This is a genomic window from Serratia odorifera (assembly GCF_041448735.1).
GTDB classification, from domain to species: Bacteria; Pseudomonadota; Gammaproteobacteria; order Enterobacterales; family Enterobacteriaceae; genus Serratia_F; species Serratia_F odorifera.
Genome location: NZ_JBGMUT010000005.1, coordinates 147801 through 173391, shown reverse-complemented (window position 1 = coordinate 173391; position 25591 = coordinate 147801). Strand labels below are relative to the sequence as shown.

General features: G+C 57.2%; 21 protein-coding genes and 1 other annotated feature. Of the genes, 4 read left to right on the top strand and 17 right to left on the bottom strand.

Annotated elements, in window-relative coordinates; all coding sequences use genetic code 11:
- Positions 1-147 precede the first annotated feature (147 nt).
- Together ACCC84_RS14975 and ybaL are read left to right on the top strand one after the other, a co-directional pair.
- A complete protein-coding gene (locus ACCC84_RS14975; RefSeq protein ID WP_004954469.1) occupies positions 148-1368 on the top strand; it encodes an MFS transporter in 1221 nt (406 codons plus the stop codon).
- A 229-nt stretch (positions 1369-1597) separates the two neighbouring features.
- On the top strand, positions 1598-3292 hold the full coding sequence (gene ybaL / locus ACCC84_RS14970; protein WP_004954475.1) for a YbaL family putative K(+) efflux transporter: 1695 nt from the start codon (positions 1598-1600) through the stop codon (positions 3290-3292).
- Between the two features lie 65 nt (positions 3293-3357).
- Here the strand turns inward: ybaL and ACCC84_RS14965 are convergent, their stop codons facing one another.
- The 16 genes from ACCC84_RS14965 to ACCC84_RS14890 form a co-directional block, all read right to left on the bottom strand.
- Entirely contained in the window at positions 3358-4662 is a 1305-nt protein-coding gene (locus tag ACCC84_RS14965; protein ID WP_004954479.1) for an inosine/guanosine kinase, read from the bottom strand.
- A gap of 78 nt (positions 4663-4740) precedes the next feature.
- Positions 4741-5703 carry a ferrochelatase gene (gene hemH, locus ACCC84_RS14960; protein WP_004954482.1) on the bottom strand — a complete coding sequence of 321 codons (963 nt, stop codon included), beginning with the start codon at positions 5701-5703 and terminating at the stop codon, positions 4741-4743.
- A gap of 108 nt (positions 5704-5811) precedes the next feature.
- A complete protein-coding gene (locus tag ACCC84_RS14955) occupies positions 5812-6960 on the bottom strand; it encodes a glycerate kinase (protein WP_039991033.1) in 1149 nt (382 codons plus the stop codon).
- A 10-nt stretch (positions 6961-6970) separates the two neighbouring features.
- A complete protein-coding gene (locus ACCC84_RS14950; RefSeq protein WP_198773339.1) occupies positions 6971-8236 on the bottom strand; it encodes a GntP family permease in 1266 nt (421 codons plus the stop codon).
- Between the two features lie 120 nt (positions 8237-8356).
- Entirely contained in the window at positions 8357-9490 is a 1134-nt protein-coding gene (locus tag ACCC84_RS14945) for a sugar diacid recognition domain-containing protein (protein WP_004954487.1), read from the bottom strand.
- A gap of 162 nt (positions 9491-9652) precedes the next feature.
- Positions 9653-10297 carry an adenylate kinase gene (gene adk, locus ACCC84_RS14940; RefSeq protein WP_004954490.1) on the bottom strand — a complete coding sequence of 215 codons (645 nt, stop codon included), beginning with the start codon at positions 10295-10297 and terminating at the stop codon, positions 9653-9655.
- A 196-nt stretch (positions 10298-10493) separates the two neighbouring features.
- Positions 10494-12365 (bottom strand): molecular chaperone HtpG, encoded by a 1872-nt coding sequence (htpG, locus tag ACCC84_RS14935; protein ID WP_039991035.1) that lies wholly within the window; start codon positions 12363-12365, stop codon positions 10494-10496.
- A gap of 144 nt (positions 12366-12509) precedes the next feature.
- Positions 12510-13115: a recombination mediator RecR gene (gene recR, locus ACCC84_RS14930; RefSeq protein ID WP_004954497.1), complete on the bottom strand. Its 606-nt coding sequence runs from the start codon at positions 13113-13115 to the stop codon at positions 12510-12512.
- Complete coding sequence (locus tag ACCC84_RS14925) at positions 13115-13444, bottom strand: YbaB/EbfC family nucleoid-associated protein (RefSeq protein ID WP_004954498.1); 330 nt, start codon at positions 13442-13444, stop codon at positions 13115-13117. The genes recR and ACCC84_RS14925 overlap by 1 nt, the downstream gene beginning before the upstream one ends.
- A gap of 42 nt (positions 13445-13486) precedes the next feature.
- Positions 13487-15448 (bottom strand): DNA polymerase III subunit gamma/tau, encoded by a 1962-nt coding sequence (gene dnaX / locus ACCC84_RS14920; protein ID WP_004954501.1) that lies wholly within the window; start codon positions 15446-15448, stop codon positions 13487-13489.
- Positions 14090-14154: a sequence feature (DnaX frameshifting element), on the bottom strand. (Overlaps the previous gene by 65 nt.)
- A gap of 148 nt (positions 15449-15596) precedes the next feature.
- Positions 15597-16148, bottom strand: coding sequence for an adenine phosphoribosyltransferase (gene apt, locus ACCC84_RS14915; RefSeq protein WP_039992400.1), 552 nt, complete (start codon positions 16146-16148; stop codon positions 15597-15599).
- Positions 16149-16416: 268 nt separating this feature from the next.
- Complete coding sequence (locus ACCC84_RS14910; protein WP_004954505.1) at positions 16417-16797, bottom strand: DUF454 family protein; 381 nt, start codon at positions 16795-16797, stop codon at positions 16417-16419.
- A gap of 47 nt (positions 16798-16844) precedes the next feature.
- Positions 16845-17579, bottom strand: a complete 735-nt coding sequence (locus ACCC84_RS14905; protein WP_039991036.1) for a GntR family transcriptional regulator — start codon at positions 17577-17579, stop codon at positions 16845-16847.
- Positions 17580-17640: 61 nt separating this feature from the next.
- The gene (locus ACCC84_RS14900) at positions 17641-18681 is read right to left on the bottom strand and encodes an ADP-ribosylglycohydrolase family protein (protein WP_273868983.1); all 1041 of its coding nucleotides are present in this window, start codon (positions 18679-18681) and stop codon (positions 17641-17643) included.
- A gap of 17 nt (positions 18682-18698) precedes the next feature.
- Complete coding sequence (locus ACCC84_RS14895; RefSeq protein WP_004954513.1) at positions 18699-19637, bottom strand: PfkB family carbohydrate kinase; 939 nt, start codon at positions 19635-19637, stop codon at positions 18699-18701.
- 1 nt (position 19638) lies between these two features.
- Positions 19639-20970: an MFS transporter gene (locus tag ACCC84_RS14890; RefSeq protein ID WP_371902029.1), complete on the bottom strand. Its 1332-nt coding sequence runs from the start codon at positions 20968-20970 to the stop codon at positions 19639-19641.
- Between the two features lie 354 nt (positions 20971-21324).
- On the opposite strand from ACCC84_RS14890, the gene priC reads away from it, so the two are divergent.
- Positions 21325-21861: a primosomal replication protein PriC gene (gene priC, locus ACCC84_RS14885; protein WP_039992402.1), complete on the top strand. Its 537-nt coding sequence runs from the start codon at positions 21325-21327 to the stop codon at positions 21859-21861.
- 109 nt (positions 21862-21970) lie between these two features.
- Positions 21971-22150: a pleiotropic regulatory protein RsmS gene (gene rsmS / locus ACCC84_RS14880; RefSeq protein ID WP_004954523.1), complete on the top strand. Its 180-nt coding sequence runs from the start codon at positions 21971-21973 to the stop codon at positions 22148-22150.
- A gap of 20 nt (positions 22151-22170) precedes the next feature.
- On the opposite strand, the gene mscK is transcribed toward rsmS, so the two are convergent.
- Complete coding sequence (gene mscK, locus ACCC84_RS14875) at positions 22171-25554, bottom strand: mechanosensitive channel MscK (RefSeq protein ID WP_371902028.1); 3384 nt, start codon at positions 25552-25554, stop codon at positions 22171-22173.
- Positions 25555-25591: the final 37 nt, after the last annotated feature.

Genomic DNA, 25591 nt, shown 5'->3' with positions numbered 1-25591 from the left:
TGACGAGTGCAGAATTGTAACGCAGATAAACCACCGCTGATTTCAATTTTTTGCGATATGCGTCAGATTATGTCGCATCTGGCAAAAAACCAGCAACCTGCTTAAGATGTGAGCCTGTCTACTAAACCTTACCAGGCTAACAATAATATGACTGACCGTAGCGACATCGCCACGCCTCCGGCCAAAGGCAGCGCGGTTAAGGGCACCGCGTTTTCCATACTGGGCGCCATCAGCGTTTCACACCTGCTTAACGATATGATCCAATCGCTGATCCTGGCGATTTACCCTATTTTGCAAGCCGACTTTAACCTTAGCTTCGTGCAGATCGGCATGATTACCCTGACTTATCAGCTCACTGCCTCGCTGCTGCAACCGCTGATCGGCTATTACACCGACAAGCACCCGCAGCCCTATTCGCTGCCGATAGGTATGGGCTTTACCCTGTGCGGCCTGCTGCTGCTGTCGATGGCCAACACCTTCCCGCTGGTGCTACTGGCGGCGGCGCTGGTCGGTACCGGCTCGTCGGTGTTCCATCCGGAATCGTCGCGGGTAGCGCGCATGGCGTCCGGTGGGCGCCATGGACTGGCACAATCGCTGTTCCAGGTAGGCGGCAATTTTGGCAGTTCGCTTGGCCCGCTACTGGCTGCGCTGATTATTGCTCCTTACGGCAAAGGCAACGTCGCCTGGTTTACCCTGGCGGCGCTATTGGCGATCGTGGTGTTATTGCAGGTCAGCAAATGGTATCAACAACAGCATCGTGCGGCACAGGGCAAAGCCAAACCGGCAGCGCTGCTGCAACCGCTGCCCAAGCGTACCGTCGCCTTTTCGCTGACCATTTTGCTGGTGCTGATTTTTTCCAAGTATTTTTATCTCACCAGCATCAGTAGCTATTACACTTTTTATCTGATCCACAAGTTCGGCGTGTCGGTGCAAAGTGCGCAAATCCATCTGTTCGCCTTTCTGTTCGCGGTGGCAGCCGGCACCATTATCGGTGGGCCGATTGGCGACCGCTTCGGGCGCAAATACGTGATTTGGGCCTCCATTCTGGGTGCGGCGCCGTTTACCCTGGCCCTGCCCTATGTTTCGCTGGAATGGACCGGCATTTTAACGGTGATCATCGGCCTGATTCTGGCTTCCGCCTTCTCGGCCATTCTGGTATATGCGCAGGAGCTGATCCCCGGCAAAGTGGGGATGGTGTCCGGTCTGTTCTTCGGTTTTGCCTTTGGCATGGGCGGGTTGGGCGCGGCGGTACTCGGCTACGTCGCGGATGCCACCAGCATCGAGCTGGTTTATAAAATCTGTGCTTTCCTGCCTCTTATTGGCATTATCACCGCACTATTGCCAAATATGGATCATAAACCGCAGTAACAGCCGTTTTATCCCGGTTGAAAATCAGCTTTCAACCGGGTCACTTCCTTGTCTCCACTAGTGATTTGTCGCCATCCATCATAAAACTGCCATTTGGCATGATTATCATAACAATCAGCGTTTTTTCCGCAAAATAGCAACATTTAATCAAACGGCGTGCCGACAAATGTCATAAACTAAATGTATCAATACGTAACAGCCCGCCCGCCGCAAGCATGAAGGAGACTGGATGCATCATTCAACACCGCTGATTACCACCATCGTCGGAGGGTTAGTACTCGCCTTCCTCCTCGGCATGCTGGCGAACCGTCTGCGCATTTCCCCGTTGGTGGGATACCTTGCCGCAGGCGTACTCGCCGGCCCGTTCACGCCGGGCTTTGTCGCCGACACCTCACTGGCGCCGGAACTGGCGGAAATCGGCGTGATCCTGTTGATGTTCGGCGTCGGTCTCCATTTCTCGCTTAAAGATCTGCTGGCAGTAAAATCCATCGCCATCCCCGGCGCCGTTGCGCAGATCGCCGTCGCCACCCTGTTGGGTATCGGCCTGTCGCATCTGCTAGGCTGGGATCTGATTTCCGGGCTGGTATTTGGCCTCTGCCTGTCGACCGCCAGTACCGTGGTGTTACTGCGGGCGCTGGAAGAACGGCAGCTTATCGACAGCCAGCGCGGGCAAATCGCCATCGGCTGGCTGATCGTCGAAGATCTGGCGATGGTGCTGACGCTGGTGCTGTTGCCGGCCTTCGGCAATCTGTTGGGCGGCGGCAATCACGCCAGCACTCTGCAACTGCTGAGCGAGCTGGCAATCACCATCGGCAAGGTGGTGGCCTTTATGGCGCTGATGATCGTCGTCGGCCGCCGTGCCGTGCCGTGGATCCTGGCCAAGACCGCCAGCACGGGCTCACGCGAACTGTTTACCCTGGCGGTGCTGGCGCTGGCGCTCGGTATCGCCTACGGTGCCGTCGGCCTGTTTGACGTGTCGTTTGCGCTCGGCGCCTTCTTTGCCGGCATGGTGCTGAACGAATCGGAACTGAGCCAGCGTGCGGCACATGATACCCTGCCGCTGCGCGATGCCTTTGCGGTGCTGTTCTTTGTTTCGGTCGGCATGCTGTTCGACCCAATGATTTTAATCAACGAACCGCTGGCGGTGCTGGCGACGCTGGCGATCATCGTGTTCGGCAAATCCGCCGCCGCCTTCCTGTTGGTGAGAATGTTTGGACACTCCAAGCGTACCGCGCTGACCATTTCCGCCAGCCTGGCGCAAATCGGTGAATTCGCCTTTATTCTGGCCGGCCTGGGGATTTCGCTTGGCATGATGTCGGAACACGGGCGCAATCTGGTGCTGGCCGGCGCCATCTTGTCCATTATGCTCAACCCGCTGCTGTTTACCCTGCTCGAACGTTATCTGGCAAAAACCGAAACCCTGGAAGAGCAGAGTCTGGAAGAAGCGGTGGAAGAAGAAAAACAGATCCCGGTAGATATGTGCAACCACGCGCTGGTGGTCGGCTACGGTCGCGTTGGCAGCCTGTTGGGCGAAAAGCTGCGCGAAGCCGGCATTCCGATGGTGGTGATTGAAACCTCGCGCCCGCGGGTGGAAGCGCTACGCGAACAGGGCATCAAAGCGGTATTGGGCAACGCCGCCAACGTAGAGGTGATGGAGCTGGCGCGGCTCGACTGCGCGCGATGGCTGCTGCTAACCATTCCGAACGGCTACGAGGCGGGGGAAATCGTCGCCTCGGCGCGCAGCAAGCGGCCAAACATCGACATTATCGCCCGTGCCCATTACGACGATGAAGTGACCTACATTAGCGAACGCGGCGCCGACCAGGTGGTGATGGGCGAACGCGAAATCGCCAACAGCATGCTGAATATTCTGCAACTCGACGAGATCAGCGAAGAAGAAAAAGCCGGAGCCTGCCCAATCTGATTGGCCTGCCTGGCGGATCGCCATGCCGGACAGCTCAACCTGAGCGGCATGGCAGCAAACCCTGGTTACCGTTCCCAGTAAGACTCTTCCAGGCTGTCTTCCCGTTCCGGCAGGCCGCGCGTCAGACGCGGTGAATGCTGATTCAACACCTGGTAGCTGACGCGGTTGGCATATTTGCACACCTGTGCCAGCGAGGAGTAGGTCAGGTAGCTGCGCGCATGCTTGCTGGAGTTCGGCACGTTGTTACGGTGATAACCGTTGGCGGCAATATCATGCAGCAGCGCCGACAGCGCCCCATCACCGGCCCCGTTGGTATTCATGATTTTTTCCGGCCCGCCCATATACGGCGCAATATGCGAATAGACGCGGAACGGACTTGCGCAATGCTCACGACGCATCGCACGGCTGAACTCGTAAAGGTTGAATTCGGCAATGTGGCCCGGCAGCAACGGGTGCTGCGTCTGGCGCTTGGTCGCCTCTTCGGTATAGCCGGCCATGTACAGTCCGTTCGGCCCGGCGGTGCACAGCACCAGATCGACCCAGTCCAGCGCCATATCCGACGCGGTCAGCGGATCGCTTAGACCGGTCAGTTCCAGCGCCTCGTCTTCGTTCATCGCCAGGATCGAGACGTTGTCGCGCAGGAAGTCGCGCCACCACTGCGGGTTGTCGGCGATCACATATTTGGTGCCCAGCGTCAGCACTACTGGCACATCATGCTTTTTGGCAAAGGCAATCGCCTGCATGGTTGCCGCCGGCATCGGTTCGCCGGGCTTGCAACGCACCAGATACGACGTCAGCACCAGCGCCGACGCGCCGGCGATCACCTCTTCCGGAATGCTTTCCGGGCGCAGTTGGTTCATCTGGCCGGGACTGATGGCAAAGGTGCGTTCGCCGCTTTCGCTAATCAGCGTGAAACAACGGCCAATCGCGCCGTCTACCGCCTGCAAATAGTTGAGATCGGTGCGGCTGGAGGTATTGCACAGGTAACGATAGGCGTAACTGCCGATTTTGATATTGCTGCACATGACGCCCAGCAAGATCGAGCGATCGTCCGCCAGCACCGAATAGTTATGTAGCGTATTGCCGATGGTGCCACCGGCAAACTGATGGGTTATCAGGTTTTTTTCGCTCAATTCCTGATACAGCGCTTCGGCGACCTGGTCTTCAATCACCAACGAGTGGCCCAGGCTCAGGCCATAGCGCTCAACAAACGCGTCATCCACTTTGGCTTCAATATCAACCAGCGTTTGATCGATGCCGACGATATAAGAGGTGCTGATTTCGTTTTCGGGCTGAACCTGTTGCAATAACGGATCGCGGGCGTTCACCGGAAAATAGTGTTTGGACTTACGTTTACCAGGAAATTTCATGTAATTTGGCGGTAGTAGCAGTTAACAGGCGGGGAATGTTAACACATTCCCGCCGGATAAATGATACGCCGTTGGCAATCAGAAACGCTGCGCCACCAGCTCCTGCATCATGTCGATATGCGCCGAATCGTCATTGAGCGCTGAAATATATTCAAATTTTTCACCACCGGCATGCAGAAAGATTTCGCGGTTCTGCTCTTTGATTTCCTCCAGCGTTTCCAGACAGTCGGCCGAGAAGCCCGGGCAAATAACCTGAATATGCTTGACGCCTTGCGCCGGTAACGCCTTCAGCGTTTCGTCGGTATACGGCGTCAGCCATGGCTCACGGCCAAAGCGTGACTGATAGGTCAGCATGATGCGATCCGGCGCCAGCGGCAGCGATGCCGACAGCGCGCGCAGGGTATCTTCGCAGCGTTGCGGGTAGTCATCCCCCAGCCGCGCATAGCGTTTCGGAATGCCGTGGAACGACAGCAACAGCCGATCGGGCTGGCCATGCTGATCGAATGCCCGTTCGACGCTGTGACGCAATGCGGCGATATACGCCGGGTGCTCAGCGTAATCGCGAATAAAGCTGACCGATGGCAGGCGACGATAGCCTTTGAGCACGCGCGCCACGCCGTCCCACACCGCAGCGCTGGTCGAACATGAATACTGTGGGTACAGCGGTAGCACCACCAGATGGGTTACGCCCTGCGACAGCAGTTTGTCGATGGCCTGTGCCAGACTCGGCGACCCATAGCTCATGCCCAGCTCCACCGGCGTGTTCGGCATTCTTTCCGCCAGCGCCTGTTGCTGCCGGCGACTGAACACCAGCAGCGGTGAACCTTCGTCCATCCACACCGACTGATACAGCTTGGCAACGCGCGGCGAGCGGATCGGCAAAATGACGCCATTGAGAATCGGCCACCAGATCAGCGGCGCGGTGTCTACCACGCGATCGTCACTGAGGAATTCCTTCAGGTAGCGTTTTACCGCAGGCGAAGTCGGGGCATCCGGCGTACCCAAGTTCACCAGCAGCACCCCGTGTTTCTCTTGCTTCATCTTTGTTCCCCTCGTTTCCCTTACGCCCAGCGCATCCTGGTTATAACCATTGACTGAGGCTATTGTAACGGAAATGAGGTTTATCGGAACCGATAACAGCGACAGGCTTTACCGTTGTGCCAGTTGCCACACCGCCGCCACGTTGCGCGCGGTGACTTCCAGGTTATGCGCCGCGCTGCCCAGCGCCTCCTCCAGCGTCACGATGCGATCGATCACCGAAAACGCCGCGTCGATGCCGTGCTGGTGCACCACCTGATAATCCGCCGCCAGGCTACCGGCAATGCCAATCACCGGCAGCCGATGCCGCTTGGCGACGCGCGCCACGCCAATCGGCGTCTTGCCATGGACAGACTGACTGTCGAGTCGCCCTTCGCCGGTGATCACCAGATCGGCTCCCAGGATCGCCTCTTCCAGCCGCAGGGTTTCGATCACGATTTCGATGCCTGGCCGCAGCTGCGCATCGAGCATGCCGAGCAATGCCGCGCCCATACCGCCAGCCGCCCCGGCACCCGGTGCATTGAGCACTTTGCGCCCGGTGGTCTGTTCCAACAGGGTGCCGTAATGACGCAACGCGTTATCCAACTGCTCAACCATCGCCGGCGTCGCACCTTTTTGCGGACCAAAAATGGCCGAAGCGCCGTTTTTACCGCACAGCGGATTATCCACGTCGCAGGCCACGGTAACCTTCACCTGTTGCAAACGCGCATCCACGCCGGAAAGGTCAAGCTCGGCCAGGCTGGCCAGCGCCGCGCCGCCCGGCGGCAAGGGACGTTGTTGCCCATCCAGCAGCCTGGCGCCCAGCGCCTGCATCATGCCGGCACCGCCGTCGTTGGTTGCGCTGCCGCCGATGCCGAGGATAATCGCGCTAACGCCGCGATCGAGCGCCGCCAGTATCAGTTCGCCAGTACCATAGCTGGTGGCGATCAACGGATCGCGCTGATCGCTCGGTGCCAGGTGCAAGCCGGAGGCCGCCGCCATTTCAATCACCGCCGTTTCGCCGTCGCCCAGCAGGCCATAAAATGCCTCAACCGGCATGCCTAGCGGCCCACGTACCGACAACTGAACGATTTCGCCCTCGGTCGCTGCCACCATCGAATCCACCGTGCCTTCACCGCCGTCGGCCATCGGCAACTTGACGTATTCAACGTCGGGATAAATCTGGCGAAACCCGCGTTCAATCGCCGCTGCAACGTCCAGCGCACTCAGGCTTTCCTTAAAGGAGTCCGGAGCGATTACCACTTTCCTCAGCGCTTTCATCATAGTTTCCTTAGCCTGCCAGATTGAATACGCCAAACATCAGCGCAGAGACTGCCGCAATGGTAAAGCCCACCAGCGTTTCGTACGGCAACAGTTTTAACCGCTCGTGCACCGCCATATTGACGCTGCCGCCAGTGGCGTGGAAGAAACTGCCGTGCGGCAAATGGTCAAGCACCGTAGCGCCGGCGTGGATCATCGCTGCACCCGCCAGGCCGCTGACGCCCAGTTCCAGCAGCGTGCTGCTAAACACCCCTGATGCCACGGCGGTGCCGGCGGTGGTCGACGCGGTCGCCATGGACATCAGCGCGCCGGACAGTGGTGCCAGCAGCCAGGCCGGCAGGCCGGTATGCGTCAGGCCGTTAATCAACACGTCCTTTAACTGTGAATTGGCGATGATGCCCGCCAGCGTGCCAGTGCCAAGCAACATGATCGCCACCGGCGCCATGCGAGACAGCCCCGACACCATAAACTGATTACATTGGCGAATTCGCCCCATCAGCAATGCGCCGACCAGGCCGCCAACCGGCAAGGCGATCAAGGGATCGATGGCTATACCGGCGATCGGCCGTAGCGACAACAGCAGGATGGCCACCAACGGTGCGCTGATCGCCGCCATAAAACCGGGGCGAACGCCCTCGGCCTGCACCGTCAGCTCATCGGCACTGACCATGCTGCCCCGATTGCTGAGCCGCTTGGCCAGCAGGTAGGCCACCACCAGTCCGCACAGGCCGGGCACAATGCCCGCCATCATCACCGAGGTTAGCGGCACGTGGAAATTATCTGCCGCCGCGATGGTGTTGGGGTTAGGCGACATCACGTTGCCCGCCTTACCGCCGCCGATCATCGCCAGCAGGATCGCCACGCGTGAGATCCCCGCCTTCTGTGCGATCGACAGGGCGATCGGTGCAACCGTAATCACCGCCACGTCGATAAATACCCCGACCGCCGTCAGGATCAGTGTAGCCACTGCCAGCGCCAGCAGCGCGCGGGTTTCACCCACTTTGCGCACGATGGTTTCGGCAATGGTATGCGCCGCGCCGGACTCAATCAGCACCCCGGCCAGCACGCCCGCCGCCAGAATGCGCATCACCGCATTGGTAATGCCCTGAGCGCCGGTAATCATCAGCGTAACGGTTTGTACCAGATCGGCACCGCCGACCAATCCTCCCGCCAACGCGCCGGCTATCATGCCGTAAGCGGGCGGAACCTTGCGTAAAATCAGCACGATGGCGACAATCAACGCCACCAGTGCACCCAGTGTGGATACCGTTGTCATTGTTGTTATTCTCTTGTTGTTGGTGTTAGGCCAACATATCCCCGCACAACGGGATTAACTTGAGAGGAAGCAACAAAAAACGCGCCGATGAGTGGCAACAAAGTTGTGGGTTAACACAATTCACTCGTTCATCAGCATGCCGATATACAACTGCAAGGTTCCGGTTAATTCATTGATTTTTAATCCTGTAATCGCCTCGATTCGTTGCAGGCGATAGCGCAGGGTATTGACATGGATATGAAGCTGAACCGCGGTCTGCGTTTGATCACAGTTCCGGTAAAAATATTGCCGCAGGGTTTGGCGCAGTACCCCTTTCTCATCGTGTTCACACAGTTGCTGCCACGGACGGCTCAGCTCCTGGGCTCGCCAATCGTCGCTCATGTCGCACAGCAGAGATGGCAACGGATAGTCCGGGTAAAACAACGATTTATGCCGTAGCTTGAGCCGCTTTGCCATCGCCTGGGTGGCTCGCGCGGTCAGTCCGGAACGGAAAACCCCGTCGCCGCCGCCAAACAACCCGCCGACGATCAGCCGCAGATTGAAGCGCTGCTGAAACTGCGCCTGCAACTGCTGCGCCTGCTTGCGCTCCTGCTTCAGGTTCCACACTCCCTGCGCCAGGCTGGCAGGCCGCAGCAACACCAGCTCATTGAAGCCGGTCATGGCGATCAGCGCCTCACGCTGGGTGTTTTCCAGTTCGCTCAGCAACTCGCGCAGCAGGTGCGGTTGCCGATCGTGCAACTCGATGATCCACACAATTCGCGGCTGTTGCAGATCCAGCCCCAGATACGCCGCCATGGATTCCAGCGCCGCCGGCTCCCCGGTTCCCTGCAACAGCTGGTTTGCCAGTTCTTCGCGGTAGCGCTTTTCCCACTGATGCTGGCCAAGCAGCGCCGCCTGTTCCACCATCAGTTCGGCCGCCATCTTCACCAGCTCGGCATAGTTGCGCACCTGCGCCGGATCGCCGGAGATACCAATCACCCCCACCCGCTGATTGCGGAAACAGAACGGCAGATTAATGCCCGGCTGTACGCCTTTCAGGTGTGCGGCGGTGGCCATATCGATCTCCACCACGCGGTTTTCGGTCAATGCCAATACCGCGCCTTCATGACGCTGGAACAGCCGCGTCGCATCCCCAGAGGCGATAATGACACCATTGTGATCCATCACGTTTACCGAATGGTTGATGATCCCCATGGCGCGTTGAACGATCTGCCGAGCGGTGGATTCTTCCAGAAAAGTAGTCTGTCTGAGCATGCGCTTCTTCCTGACGGCTGAAATGGAGGCTGTTATACGCCATTCCCGTTAGGGATTTAAACAACGGCGCTGCAACAAGCTAAGGGGATCACATTTCGTGGGAAAAAAGCAAAAAAAAACGCCGGGCGCATGCCCGACGTTGGCTGACGCTGACCTCTCGACTTAGCCGAGAATAGTGGCCAGTTCGGCGCTCACTTCATCAACTTTGCGGGTGCCGTTGATTTTGTGATATTCGGTGTTGCCGGCGTCGGCTTCCTGGCGATAGTAGGCAACCAATGGCGCCGTCAACTGATGGTATTCCACCAGACGTTTACGCACGGTTTCTTCCTGGTCGTCTTTACGCGTGGTCAGCTCTTCACCGGTCACGTCATCCTTGCCTTCGACCTTAGGCGGATTGAATTTAACGTGATACACGCGGCCCGATGGCGCATGCACACGGCGGCCAACGATACGATCGACGATCAGTTCGTCCGGCACGTCGAATTCCAGCACGTAATCCACCTTGATACCGGCTTCTTTCATCGCATCGGCCTGTGGAATAGTGCGTGGGAAACCGTCCAGCAGGAAACCGTTACGGCAATCTTCCTGGGCGATCCGCTCTTTTACCAGGGCAATCACCAGCTCATCGGTGACCAGCTTGCCGGCATCCATGATTTCTTTCGCCTGCTTGCCCAGTTCAGTGCCGGCCTTCACGGCTGCGCGCAACATATCACCGGTGGAGATTTGCGGAATACCGTATTTCTCCATGATGAATTGAGCCTGAGTACCTTTACCAGCGCCCGGAGCGCCCAGCAGAATGATACGCATTGCGTAAATCCTCTTATATTTTTATAAAATTGCGAAAACGCTCAACCATACCATTTTAGCGGGGGGTGGCTCAAGGCACGAGAAAGGAAATCGATTGCGTATCGACAGGGAGAAAAGTGGCGAAAAGACACGACTGCACGGGTTATAGCGGGGAAAACGCCCAAAACCAGACGATTTTGGGCGTGGCAAATCGGAATTATGCGGAAAGCAACTTGTTCATGCGGCGGATGAACTGGTTCGGATCTTCCAACGTGCCGCGTTCGGCCAGCAACGCCTGATCCAGCAACAGGTCGATCCATTCGGCAAATTGTTCGTTATCACCCACATCGGATGCGCGTTTGACCAACGCATGTTCCGGATTCAGCTCGAAAATGTACTTCACTTCCGGCGCCTGCTGGCCGGCGGCTGCGAACAGTTTCGCCATCTGGGTGCTCATTTCATCGGCATCGGTGGTCACGATCGCCGGCGTATCGGTCAGACGGTGCGTCAGGCGCACGTCCTTCACCCGCTCGCCCAGCAGGGTTTTAACCCGTTCGATGAATGGCTCCAGCTGTTTTTCAGCGTCTTTCTGTTCTTCGGTTTCTTCCGCCAGTTTTTCCAGCGCTTCATCGGCCTTGCTGACCGACTGGAATGATTTACCGTCGAATTCGGTCAGGTAGCTCATCATCCATTCGTCGATGCGCTCAGACAACAGCAGTACTTCGATGCCCTTCTTGCGGAACAGCTCCAGGTGCGGGCTGCTGTTGGCCGCGGCGTAGCTGTCGGCGGTGATATAGTAGATCTTATCCTGCCCTTCGCTCATGCGGCTGACGTACTCTTCCAGCGACACGGTTTGCGCCGAGCTGTCGCCGTGAGTAGAGGCAAAGCGCAACAGCTTGGCAATTGCGTCCTTGTTTGCCGCATCTTCCGCCGGACCTTCCTTCAGCACCAGGCCGAATTGCTGCCAGAACTTCTGATAGGCTTCAGCGTCGTCCCTGGCCAGTTTTTCCAGCATCTGCAGTACACGTTTGGTCAGCGCGCTGCGCAGGTTCTGGGTCACGCGACTGTCTTGCAGAATTTCACGCGATACGTTGAGCGGCAAATCGTTGGAGTCGATCAGCCCGCGCACAAAGCGCAGGTAGTTCGGCATGAACTGCTCTGCGTCGTCCATGATGAATACGCGCTGTACGTACAGTTTCAGGCCGTGTTTGTGATCGCGATTCCACATGTCCCACGGTGCCTGCGCCGGGATGTACAGCAGGCTGGTGTATTCCTGCTTGCCTTCAACGCGGTTGTGGCTCCAGCTCAGCGGGTCGGTGAAGTCGTGGGCAATGTGCTTGTAGAATTCTTTATATTCTTCATCGGTAATATCGGACTTGCTGCGTGTCCACAGTGCCTGGGCCTTGTTGATTTTCTCCCAGTGGGTCGCGCCGTCGGCCTCTTCCGGGTTGTTGCTTTCGATCTCGACCGGCAACGCAATGTGATCGGAATATTTGCCGATCACCGAACGCAGGCGCCAGGCGTCGAGATACTCGTCTTCACCTTCACGCAGGTGCAGCGTAATTTCGGTGCCACGTTCGGCTTTGCTGATGTCGGCGATAGTGTAATCGCCCTCGCCGGCGGATTCCCAGAACACGCCCTCATCGGCAGCGGCGCCTGCGGCTCGGGTGCGTACCGTCACCTTGTCCGCGACGATGAACGCCGAGTAGAAACCGACGCCGAACTGACCGATCAGCTGGCTGTCTTTAGCCTGATCGGAACCGATCGATTCGAGGAAAGCCTTGGTGCCCGATTTGGCGATGGTGCCGAGGTTCTCGATCACTTCATCGCGACGCATGCCGATGCCGTTGTCAGCGATGGTCAGAGTACGTTTTTCTTTGTCAAAGGACAGACGTACGCGCAGCTCGCCGTCCCCTTCGTACAGTTCCGGCGCAGACAGCGCGCGGAAACGAAGTTTGTCCGCCGCATCGGATGCGTTGGAAATCAGTTCGCGCAGGAAAATTTCTTTATTGGAGTACAGCGAATGAATCATCAAATGAAGCAGTTGTTTTACTTCAGACTGAAATCCGCGAGTTTCTTGACCTTTCATACTCATTGCTTACCTCAAAGACAATTGCAACCAAACACAGACAATGAGGATCAGGTGGGGATGAGAGCCTTATTTTTCAAGCGGGTGACGGGGAATTTTTTAACCGAAGCTGACGGGGCGAAGCCGCCCCGTCAGGGAAGTGCGTCAGTATTTGATGGCGTGGCGACCGGCCAATGAGTGCGACAGCGTGGTGCCGTCGACCATTTCCAATTCACCGCCTACCGGCACACCGTGCGCAATGCGGCTGGCCAGTACGCCGTACTGGCCGCACATTTCCGCGATGTAATTGGCGGTTGCTTCGCCTTCCACCGTCGGGTTGGTGGCCAGGATCACTTCGCTGATGCTTTCCTGTTCCAGCCGTTGCTCCAGCCGATCGAGACCGATATCGCCGGGCCCGATGCCGTCAAGCGGCGACAGATGGCCCATCAGCACAAAATAGCGGCCGGCGAACTGGCCGGTCTGCTCGATGGCATGGATATCCGCCGGACTTTCCACCACGCAAATCTGGCCGTTTTGCTGACGACGCGGATTGGCGCATATGGTGCAAATGTCCTGCTCGGTGAAGGTGCGGCAATCGGCGCAATGGCCGATTTCCGACATCGCACGGGTCAGCGCCTGTGCCAGACGCATGCCACCGCTGCGATCGCGCTGCAGCAGTTGAAACGCCATACGCTGCGCCGATTTCGGGCCAACGCCCGGCAGGCAGCGCAGCGCCTCCATCAAGGTTTCAAGCAGCGGACTGGTTTGCATCAGAACGGCATCTTAAAGCCAGGCGGCAACTGCATACCGCTGGAGACCGACGCCATTTTTTCTTTCTGGGTTTCTTCAACGCGACGTGCTGCATCATTGAACGCAGCCGCGATCAGATCTTCCAGCATGTCTTTATCGTCTTCCATCAGGCTCGGATCGATTTCCACACGGCGGCAGTTATGCGCCCCGTTGATGGTTACTTTCACCAGGCCAGCGCCGGATTCGCCAGTTACTTCCAATTTGGCGACTTCTTCCTGCATCTGCTGCATTTTTTCCTGCATTTGCTGGGCTTGCTTCATCAGGTTGCCCAGACCGCCTTTACCAAACATAGTCGTCTCTCGTAGCAATGGGCCGCGCACGGTGCGCAGCGGTTAAATGGGGCGGATACTGTCTTCATCCAGATCTGCATCAAAGAAGCGACGCAGCGTCTGGATATTGGTATCCGCAACGATGGACTGACGCGCCTGCGCCAGTTTTTCTTCATAAATGGCTTGCCGCCACTCCAGCGGCGTACGCTCCGCCGGGTTTTCGTCTTCCACTACGGTCAGCTCAATCGGGCCGCCGTGCAGCTCGCTGAGCGCGTCGCATAACGCCTTTTGCGCCGAGGGGGTGTTCAGATGGCGCTGCGCAGGCCGCAGATGGAGACAAATCTTGCCGGGTTCCGACTGCTGTTTAAAGGCGTTCAACGCCAGTTGCTGCACCAGTTTCGGGATAGTCAGCCGGTCTATTTCCGCCGCCCACGGGTCGCGCGCGATTGACTCTACCACCAGTTTAGCCGACAGCTCGGGGGTTTTTTCATGTTCCAGCGCGGTACGCAGTGCCTTTGGCGTCGCCAGTGGTTCTGGCGCTGCTTCTGGCGCGGTTTGCGCCCGCCAGCGATACGCCTCCGGCTTGGCCGGTTTTTCCTTGACGATTTTTTCCGCCTGACGCTGCTGGCTGCGCTCAGTCACGGAAGCCAATCGCTCCAGTGCCGAGTTTGCCGGCCGCGCTCTTCCAGGCGCCGCCGGCTCACTCTTTTTTGGTGTAGATGCCCCCTGTTGCCGCTGCAACTGGGTGCGCGCCTTCAATAATTGCGCGGTGGCATCCGGTAAATTTACCGCCGGTGACGAGGGTGCGGCCTGCCCTAACGGCGGCGGCGTCTCTGACGGTGACGGCGCTGCCGACCTCGCCTGCGCTGCCGGGACGGCCGGCGTCACGCCCTGCGTCGAGGACGTTGGGGTAATCGCTACCGGTTCGGGGATCTGCGCCTTGGGGTGAAACGCCAACGCTCGCAACAGGGTCATTTCTACGCCCATACGGCGATCGGGGGCATAGGCCAGTTCTTTACGGCCCACCAGTAACGTCTGGTAATACAGTTGCACGTCGGTGGGCGGCAAGCTGCGCGCCAGCTCGCGCAGTCGCTGTTCGATAGCCGCGTAATGATGGTCCAGCACCGAAGGCAGCAATTGCACCATCGCAATGCGGTGCAACAGCGCCAGGGTTTCCACCAGCAGGTTTTCCCAGTCGACGCCGCGAGCTGCCGCTTGCGCCACCTGGGCCATGACTTTTTCGCCGTCGGCGCTCACCAGCGCTTCAAGGATCGCCAACGGCTGTTCGTCGTCCAGCGTGCCGAGCATATGGCTGACGGTGGCACTGGTGACCTGGCCCTCGCCCATGGCGATCGCCTGATCGGTCAGGCTAAGGGCGTCGCGCATGCTGCCGTCGGCGGCGCGCGCCAACAGTTGCAGTGCACGAGCGTCGCTCGCGATCTGTTCTGCCTGCAGTACCGTTTCCAGCTGATTGCGGATTTGCTCCACGTCCAGCGCCTTCAAATGGAATTGCAGGCAGCGTGACAGAATGGTCACCGGCAGTTTTTGCGGATCGGTGGTCGCCAATAAAAATTTCACATGCGCCGGCGGCTCTTCCAGCGTTTTCAGCAACGCATTGAAGCTATGGCGCGACAGCATGTGCACTTCATCGATCAGATAGACCTTGAAACGGCCGCGTGCTGGCGCGTACTGCACGTTGTCCAGCAGATCGCGGGTATCTTCCACCTTGGTTCTGGAGGCCGCATCGATCTCGATAAGATCGACAAAACGCCCCTGCTCAATCTCGCGGCAGTTGTCGCATTGGCCACATGGGGTAGCGGTAATGCCGGTTTCACAGTTAAGGCCTTTGGCCAACAGGCGGGCGATGGTGGTCTTACCCACGCCGCGCGTGCCCGAGAATAGATAGGCATGATGAATCCGCCCAAGCGTTAGGCCGTTGGCCAGTGCGGTCAGGACGTGTTCTTGCCCAACCACATCTGCAAAGGTTTGCGGGCGCCACTTACGGGCGAGAACCTGATAGCTCATTAATACCGGAGAAGTCGAATAATCTGGAGGGTCATGCTAACACAGCAGTGCGGCGATCCGCGATAGCCCATTCTGTTTCGAGCGACAGCGCCGTTGACCAATGGCCTGTGCCCCAGTCGCTCGATATTCGTCGGGATAGAACGTTAAATCAATGACCCGCGAAGTTGACCAGGCTGTAGCAATCGATGCCAAGCTTGTTCAGACGCGCTTCGCCACCGAGATCCGGCAGGTTGATGATAAAGGCGGCGTCTTTCACCTGGCCACCCAAACGGCGGATCAGTTTGGCGGTAGCTTCGATGGTACCGCCGGTCGCCAACAGATCGTCCACCACCAATACCACGTCGTCAGCGCTGATGGCATCGCTGTGGATTTCAAGCTGGTCGGTGCCGTATTCCAGCTCATAGCTTTCAATCAGCGTGGCACGTGGTAATTTGCCCGGCTTGCGCACCGGCACAAAACCCACGCCCAACGCCAGCGCCACCGGCGCACCAAACAGGAAACCACGCGCTTCGGTACCGACCACTTTGGTGACGCCTGCTTCGCGATAACGCTCAACCAGCAGCTCGATGCTGGCAGCGTAAGCCAGCGGATTCTCCAGCAGGCTGGTGACGTCACGGAACAGGATGCCCGGTTTAGGGTAATCCGGGATGGTTTTGATACTGTCTTTGATAAACTGAAGCTGCTGCGCAGTAGCGGTCATAATTATTGCCTGATAAAACTGCTTGAAACTGGAACGCAGGCCGCCTGACATCCCGCTTCACCCCAAGGGGCGAAACCATTAATCAAGGACGTTCAGGGAGGGTTCCCGCGCACGAAAACGCCCAAATCTATGCAAACTGGCTGACAATTGCAACTCTGCCCTGCATCTTTCCTGCCGCGCAGGGGTAGGCGAACGCCGTCGGGGCCTGCAGATTCATACGCTTGCCGTCAGTTGACGACGTCAGGCTAACAAGAATTTCACCCCGCCATCAGCGCCGTTTGTGCTGCTGTGGATCAACCACCGGCAGACGCAGCATGACGATCAACAGCGTCGCCAGCATCAGCAGCAGCAGACCGCGCACCCACCAGATTTTCACCAGCCATAACGACACGGCGAAAGTCAGCACGATAAACAGCATCGCCTTCCATTTGGCGCCCGGCGGCAATGCGCGGTGCCGTTGCCAGTGACGCAGATAACCGCCGAACCATGAACGGTACAGCAGCCATTGATGGAACCGCGGCGACGAGCGGGCGAAACACCAGGCCGCCAGCAGCAGAAAAGGGGTGGTCGGCAACAACGGTAACACTACGCCCAGCGTGGCCAACGCCACCGCTACCCAACCTACAGCGATCAACAGCCAACGCGTCATGCCGATCCTTTTAGCGAGTCATTATGCCAATGACTGTAACACCGGAACTACTGATAATGAATCTCGCCAAAATATTCCGAAAGCACCGCATAACGGCAATATTCAAACGGCTGATCGGCACCGCTGAGAAAAGTTTGCCGAGCGACCGACAGCAATGGCGTATTCGCCGCTATCTGCAGCAGTTCACACAGTTCACGAGATGGCAAGATGGCGTCGATTTTTTCTACCGCCGACCCGATGGCGATCTGATAACGCGCCATCAGCAACTGATAGAGCGATTGATTGGCCAGATCCTGCGGCTGCAGTTGCAACCCGGGGAAAAACGCCAGGTTGATATAGATTTTCTCATGGTTGAACGGCTTGCCCTTGGCGGAACGCACGCGCGAAATAAACAGGTATTTATTGCCGGGTGGCAGGTTCAACCCGTCCAGCAGGGCATCTTTGGCGCTGCGTAGCGCAATGTCGAGGATCTGGCTGTCGATGCGGATCTGGGAAAAACTGAGATCGGCGGTGATACCGCGGAAGGTATGACCGTAACTGGCGCCCTCCGGCAACGCATTGACCACCGAGCCGGTACCACGCTGCGACGCAATGATGCCGCTTTCCACCAGCGCGTTCCACGCCTGCTTTACCACAATCAGCGATACATCAAACTGGCGGGCGATGTCTTTTTGCGTCGGCAGGCGATCGCCCAGCCGATAGGTGCCGTCAAGGATCCGATGGCAGATAATGGAATATAACTGCTTGTATAATGGCGTATAGCTCGCCTTATCTACCACCAACGTAAAACCTCGCCTGGTCAGGTTGGAAGGGAAAGTTGCAGCGCTTTCCCTTGGTTATGCATTATTCGGTTATTGAACGCGCCAGCGCCTCCAGCGAGAAATGGTTCATTTTATCCAGCAGAGGCAGGTAATGTTCAGGCCAGGCCGCAGCACCATGGTATGCCCCTGAAATCGCACCGACCATGGTTGCGACGGTATCCGTGTCATTACCGATATTAACGGCGGAAATAATAGCATCAACCGGCGTAGCGGCACAGCAGGCAAATAATCCCAACGCCGCGGGAACCGCCTCACTGACGTGCAGCCCGGTGCCGATGATATCGTTCAGTTCGACGATCGCGGTTTCCCAGTGGCGGTGACGCTTGCCAATGGCAACGGCCAGTTCGATACGCCGACCGACCGACGGCCCGGCGATCGCCATCGCTCCCTGCTCTGCGGCCAGGACTAGCCCTTTATCCGCTCCGTAGATCGACGCGGCGACGATCGACGCGCTGCTGGCACTGGACGAGAGTGCTTCGGCGATCGCCGCCGCCATCGCGGCCGCGCCTGACATCGCCAAAACGTTATTGTGGGTAAAGCGCGCAATGTCGAGCGCACACTGAATAGCGCCGTCCAGATCGCCGGGGTGCAGCACCGCTGCGGGCCAGATCTTCATCGCCGATCCGTTGGTAGCCGCCGCATTGCCGCCGTTGATGATCTGTACCGACTGTTTTTCCCCTTCCAGTTCCCCCTGCAGCGACGCTCGCCGATCGTTGAAAATCGCCTTCATCGCCGCGCGCGTTGTCGGGCCGGTAAAATTGGCATAAAACGGATAATCCAGCCAGCGCTGGAAGGCTTCTTTCATTGCCGAGTCCGTGACTTTACGCCCATGAGCCAGCAGTGCATCCATAATATATTTAGCTTGAATAAAATCGTCAGTGCACATGCCGGCTTCGTTGCAACGCCCAAAGGTATCCGCCGGCGGCTTGACAAAGGTGGTCACCCAGCCGCCAAAGGTGTCTTTTATCTGTTGTTGTGTTCGCACTTCCGTAGCGGCGCCCATCGCATCGGCGGCGGCGGCGCCAATCAGGCAGCCTAAAACGTGGTCGTAATTTGCGTTCATCAAAATCTCCTTGGGGTTTATCGGGTCTGGTGGGTCATGAATGCCGCCAGTTGTTCGGCATCCGGCAGCGCCGTCATGGCGCCTTTTTGTGTTACTGCCGCCGCGCCGCAAAAATTGGCAACGTGCATCGCCGAGGTGAGCGATTGCTGCCGCCAGTCCGGTTGCTTCGCCAGCTCGAGCAGTAATCCGCCGACGAAGGCGTCGCCCGCGCCGGTGGTATCGACAACCTGCACCGGCAGCGCGGGATAATGCCGTTCTTGCCGTTGATGTATCAGATACGCCCCCGCGTCACCGAGCGAAATGACGGTGGTCGGGCAACCCAGTTCTCGGGCGTAGTAGCGGGCGGCGCGCCAGTCCTGCCGTTGAGTCAATCGACACAGCTCATCGGCCGAAATCTTGCAGATATCCGCCTGGGCAATGGCATTTTCGATTTGTGGCGCAATGTCAGCCGGACAGTCCCACATGGCTTCGCGTAGGTTGACGTCAAACAGCACCGACCCGTGCGCCAAACGCATGCGCTGGGCGCCTTGCAGACAGGCATCGCGCGCTGGCTGGCGAATCAGGCCGATGGAGTTGAAGTAAAACCATTGATTGGCAGCGAACGGCGGCAGATCGGCGGCGCAGACAAAACTGTCGGCGCTGGGGGCCACCAGATAGCTGAACGAACGTTCGCCGTCGGCCGCCAGATCGACAATCAGTACCGCAGTTTTCAACGCCGGGTCGAGGGTCAGATGGCGAATGTCGACCCCTTCACGCCGCAGGGTTTGTGCCAGAAAGTGCCCGACCGGATCCAGCCCCAGGCGGCCAATAAAGCCGCAACTGCCGGCCAGTCGGGCGACGCACACCGCCACGTTGGCCGACGCGCCGCCGGGGCATTTCAAATAGCGTTGTTGGTCATCGGGCACCAGATCGACCGAGGCATCGCCAATCACCCAGACGGTATTTTTAGTCTGCATATCAGCCTCGCTTGCCAAGCGCTAGCTTCAGCTCGGCATAATAGTGATTATTAATGATGTAACGCTTCATGATCAGGCTAATGGCAAAATGAAACAGAGCGGGAATTATCGTCATCATTAGCGCGATGCCGGCCAATGCCGTTGGCGATTGTTGCGCATCCGGCTGGTAACCGAAATAACTCAGCAGAAAACCCAATATTCCCCCGGCGATGCCCATGCCGAACTTCTGGAAAAACAGGATGCCGCCAAAAGCCAGACCGGAAACCCGTTTGCCATTTTTGTGTTCACCGTAATCTACCGCTTCGGCAATCGACGACCAGAAAATTGGCATTTGCATATCGCAGAAATAATTAATCAGGAAATAGGCGATAAAGGCCAACCACAGATCGCCCTGCCCCACCAGAAAATACATCGCCAGGCTGAGAATAAAGGTCATCAACTGGGTATGACGGAACAGTTTTATCTTGTCATAGGTCCGAGTTATATAGGTGGTAGATATCATTGCCAATATCGAAGCCACCACGCCGATGGTTAAAAAAGGTGAAATTAACGCGTCACCGCCATTCAGATAATATTTGGCGTAATACGCCGCTACCGAACCACGAATCACATATCCGCACATCAGCAGCATGATCACCACACCCAGCAGTAGCCATTGATCGTTACGCAATAGCAGCCTGAACTGTTCGCCGCTGCGCATGGTAGGGATTTCCGGTCGGCTACGTTCGCGCGTGGTCAGGAAGCAGAAGATGAACAGCGCCGCCCCGACCGCCCCCATCAGCCCCATAGACAATTGATAGCCCAGCGCCTTGTTACCCTGGCCGAGCCACACCGCCATTATCGGCACAATGATGGTTACCAGAAACGCGGCAATCTTGGTCATCACAAAGCGATATCCATTCGCGCTCAATCGCTCTAGCGGATCGTCGGTAATAACGCCAATCATTGAGATATAAGGAATGGTTATCGCGGTATAGACCACGGTCATCAGTATGTAGGTAAAATAGGCCCAGGCCAGTTTTGCTGTATAGGCAACATCTGGCGTAATAAACATCAGATAGACCGCAAAACCAAATGGCAGGGCAAACCATAATAGATAAGGGCGGTAACGTCCCCAGCGTGTATTGACCTTATCGGTATACATACCCATCAACGGATCGATAATGGCGTCGATAAAACGCACCACCATAAATAACACGCCGACGTCGACCGCATGCAAGCCATATACGTCGGTATAAAAATAGGCCAGCAGCAATTGCATCGCAATCATGATGATATTGATTGCCATATCCCCGGCGCCAAAGCCTACTTTCTCTATTACTGACAGTTTCATCTGAGCACCTTTTAACGTATGACGCCGGCATCAACTGCGGGTCATTTTTATTATTCACAACCTGACCCGTTTGGCCGGTTGTTGACGACTCAAGCCGTTTGCTTGCTTCGCCCCCCTGGAACGTTGGCACCAACCCAGTGTAGTGAATATGATAAAAATATAAAGGTATACCATTATACTTTTTAATTGAGATCACAAAAAAAAGCTGCCATCGGGATTGTTGATGGCAACAACCAGACAAAAATTCTTTTGCATTCAAGCTGCTGGCGAAATAGCCGATAATGGCGATGGCGCTTGTATCAAACGACTATCGCGGGCAAGCTAGGCTTCTGTGAGTACAACTTGGGGATCGGCGTGAATACGCAGCATTTATTACAGGCTTTGCAGCAGCAAATCGCGGCGCTTGCCAGCGAAGTAACGCCGCGCGGCGATACACCGGTTTCGCAGGCGCGTTTCGATAGCGCGTTGTTTGCCAACCACGGGACGCGGCTGCGAGATTACCTGGCGCAGGTGCAGAAGAACTTCAGCCAATTGCAATCCGCCGTCCATGACAATCGCAACGCGCAAGTGGCGTTCCTGGCGGAAAAGCTGGTCGCGCAGATCGGCGCTCTGCAACGTGAACTGGCCACCCAGACGCTGCGACGTCAGAATCAACCCAAAGCACCGGCGCAGGTCGATCTGTACCATAAACTGGCGGAGCATCAGGATTATGAGCGTCGTTTGCTGGCGATGATCCAGGATCGCGAAAGCCTGTTAGGCCGACAGACCACTTTGGCTGGGCAGCAAAAAATACAGCAGGAGCTGGCGGCACTCGAAGGCCGGTTGATGCGATGCCGTCAAGCGTTGGCACGCATAGAACGCAGTATTGAAAGAAAAGAAAACGGTTTTTGAAGTTTTATCACATTATTTGAAGGAATATTCCCCTCCCCGGCCAGGGTTCACTATACTCAGCCAGTGTCAGAGTTCATTCACCTATCGCAAACCAAATAATGTTGGATTTATGTCCCTAGAAAATGCTTCACCAGAATTACAGCTGGCAGTCGATCTGATTTACCTGCTGGAATGTAACGAGATCGATCCAGCCACCGCGCTGGCGGCGCTGGATATCGTCAAACGGGACTATCAGGAAAAAATGCAGCGCAGCGGTGCCAGCACGCCGTATCTGCCCGGCACCCCGTAACACCGCGCAGCGGTTGCCCATCAGCCGGCCGGTTGTTCCGGCCCGGGATTGAAGTCACGCTTCACTTCCTGCACCTCATTGCCCTGCTGGTTATGCAAATACACTTCCAACTGGTTGAAGGCGATATTGATGTCGTTCTCGCGGCACAAGCGATCGATTGAGCGATTAAGCTCATCGACGGTATAACTGCGATCGCGCAGCTCGCGTACGTACAGGCGCAATTCATGATCGAGCGTGCTGGCACCGAAATTCAGGAAAAACACCTGCGGTTCCGGATCGGTCATTACCCGCGGATTATCGTGCGCGGCCTTCAGCAACACCTGTTTGACCTTGTCCAGATCGGAACCGTAGGCCACGCCTACCTTGATCAAGACCCGAGTAATGGTGTCGGACAGCGACCAGTTAATCAGCCTTTCGGTGACGAACGCCTTGTTCGGGATGATCACTTCCTTGCGATCGAAATCGGTAATGGTGGTGGCGCGAATGCGAATTTTACTGACCGAACCGGAAAAAGTACCGATGGTAATGGTATCGCCGATGCGCACCGGGCGTTCAAACAGGATGATCAAGCCGGAAACAAAGTTGGCGAAGATCTCCTGCAAGCCAAAGCCCAGCCCGACCGACAGCGCCGCTACCAGCCACTGCAGCTTGTCCCACGAGACGCCCAGCGATCCCAGCGCGGTTACGGTGCCTACCGCGGTGATCAGATAGGTCAGAATGGTGGTGATGGCGTACGACGCCCCCTGCCGCAGTTGCAAGCGTGACAGCACCAGCACCTCCAGCAGCCCCGGCAGGTTGCGCGTCATGACATAGGCGACTATCACCGCCAGCAACGCCACCATCAGATTGCCGAGCGTCACCGCCTGCGGCAGGCTGCTGCCGGCCACCACGCTGGTGTAATGCCACAGCGAGATGCTGTCCAGGTAGCCGAACACCGTGATCAGATCCGACCAAATCGCATAGAACGCGGTCGCGAACAGCAGAAACAGTGCCATGGTGGTCAAACGCAATGACTGCTGATTGATCTGATCCAGCGCCAACGGCGGCTCTTCCACCGGTTCGTTGCCTTCTGCGCCCTCTTTCGCCAGGCTTTGGCGTCGCGCCAGCGCCCGGCGGTAAGCCAAACGCCGCGCGGCAACGCTTAAGCCACGGATGGCGGTCAGATAAACGATATTCCACAGGAAAAACAGATACAGACTGTCGATCCAGCGCCCTGCCAGCCGCAGCGTGGTATAGAAATAACCGGCGAACATCAGCCCAAGCAGCATTAGCGGCGTCGCGGCAATGGCGGTAACAATCACCAGCCGTACCGCATGCGCGCCCTTTTCGCGCCAGCTGTCGCGGCAGAGCGGGAATACCAGCACCGCCAGCAGCAGCAGCGTCAACATCACCACCACCTGACCGATCACGTCCTCCACCAGTCGCAAAGGCGCCTTTTCACCCAGGACCGACCAGAAGATCAGCGGCAATAGCGCCAGTCCCAGACGAATTGTCTGGCGGCGGTAGTGCGCGCACAGGCTCGCCGCGAGGGCGAAGTGCCGCTCGGCAATCCCCCCTGGCGCCATCAGGCGGAAGGTGAAGCCGAACACCAGGTAAAACAGCGACAGCTGCTGTGACAGCGACCATAAAAAATCGCTGATGCTGATTTCCGAGCGGTAGCACCAAAAGCCGACGCCAAGCAGCAACGCGGCACCCGGCACCACTTTCAGCAAAATCAGCAACAGCGCTTTTGGCGTATGCAGCTGGCTGTCACGCTTCAATTGCCCCACGTCATTGCTGAGCTTTTGTATATGGCTGTCAATCAGACTATAGCGCCAGCGCAGCAGGCCGATAATCAACAGCATCGGCAGCAGGAACACCAGCACACGCAGTCCGCCGTCCAGCAGTTTGGCGGCTTTGAATTTGAAATCCAGCGACGCCAACTGTTGTTTGATGGCGCCGGGCAAGGCCTTCAGCCAAGCCAGGTCGATGGGTTTATTGCTGTTCACCCAAAAAATCTGCTGGGTCAGCGTGTCCTGCACCGAATCGTATACGCTGGTGAGCTGCTGCTGATTGATTTGCAGATTAATCGCCAGCGTCAGTTGATTGCTCAATTGGCGGTTAAGCTGATCCAGCAATTCGCGGCGCATATCAATGATTTCATTCAATGCATCAATCACGTCATCGCTGGCTTTTTCCTGGGCATTGGCCAACAGCTTATCGATGTAATCATTGCCCTTGAACAGCTCGTCCCGCTGCTGGTTAATGTCAAATTGCTCCAGACGCAGGTCGGCAATGTGGGTTTGCATATCTGCCACCAGCGCCCCCTGCGGCAGGCTCTGCTGCTGTTGGTACAGAATGCGCGACAGCACCAGGCTGCCTTTCAGCATCTGGATCTGTTCTTTCAGATTGCGTTCGGATTGCAGGCCGCGATCGAGCCAGCTTTTTACCTGGATATTTTGTTGGAACAAGGTGTTGCTTTCACGCGTTGCGGCAATCAGCCGCTGGCTGAGCTGGCGATTGAGGTCCAGTTCATTACGCACTAGCGCATCGTGCTGGATGTCGGTGGCATCTTCCGGGTTCTGCGCCGCTTTGGCGGTTTTTTCCGACAGCGTCAGGCGCTTGCTGTTGACCACGTTCTGCAGCATCTGCACCTGATGGTTCAGTTGCTCGATATGACCGTTGGTATAGTCACGCTGTTTCTGCAGCAAATCCTGGAGCGTGGTATTGGCTTCAAGGCTTTTACGTTGCAGTTCGATCTGCCCATTCAGCAAAACCTGCTCGGTAGCCAGCATCTCCTGTTGGCTGGTGCGCAACACCGCCTGCCCCGGCGATTGATCATTCAGTTGATTACGGATCTCCTGCAGGCGCTGCGATGCGGTGTACATGCTGGTTTGCACCCGTTCCGGCTGGGTTTGCAGCGACACCAGTTGGCTATTGTAGGTCGACAGGTTTTCCTGCGCGCTTTGCAGTTCATCCAGCGTTTGGTACAGGCGACCTTCCAATTGACGCAGCGACAGCGACAGCAGTTCGGCACGTACCGCGGCATCATCCGGCGGCGATTTCATCGCCTCAAGCTGCGCCGTCACCTGCCTCAGTTTCACCGGAGCCTGCTGTAGCTGCTGTTTCAACTGCGCCCCTTCCTGCCGGACATGCTCGAGAGCGTCCAGCAGTTCGGTGGTGCGGTTGAGATCCTGTTGTGACAGTTTTTCGACCGGCGTCAGATTTTTTTGCCTGGCCAACGCCTCAAGCTGATTCTGGATATCGCTGCGCGTCGGCAGGTCGCTATTATAGGAAATCTGTGCCAGCGCCGGCTGCCATAACGTGCAGACAATCAGGAGCAATAGCGCCACCGCACAGCGTAAGGCCATGCGCGACGGTAACAGTAAGGCCGAGGAAAAGGATGTGACGAACCTGCGACTCATGATTTGACTTCGTTTCAACCAACAAGTCTCAAGATTA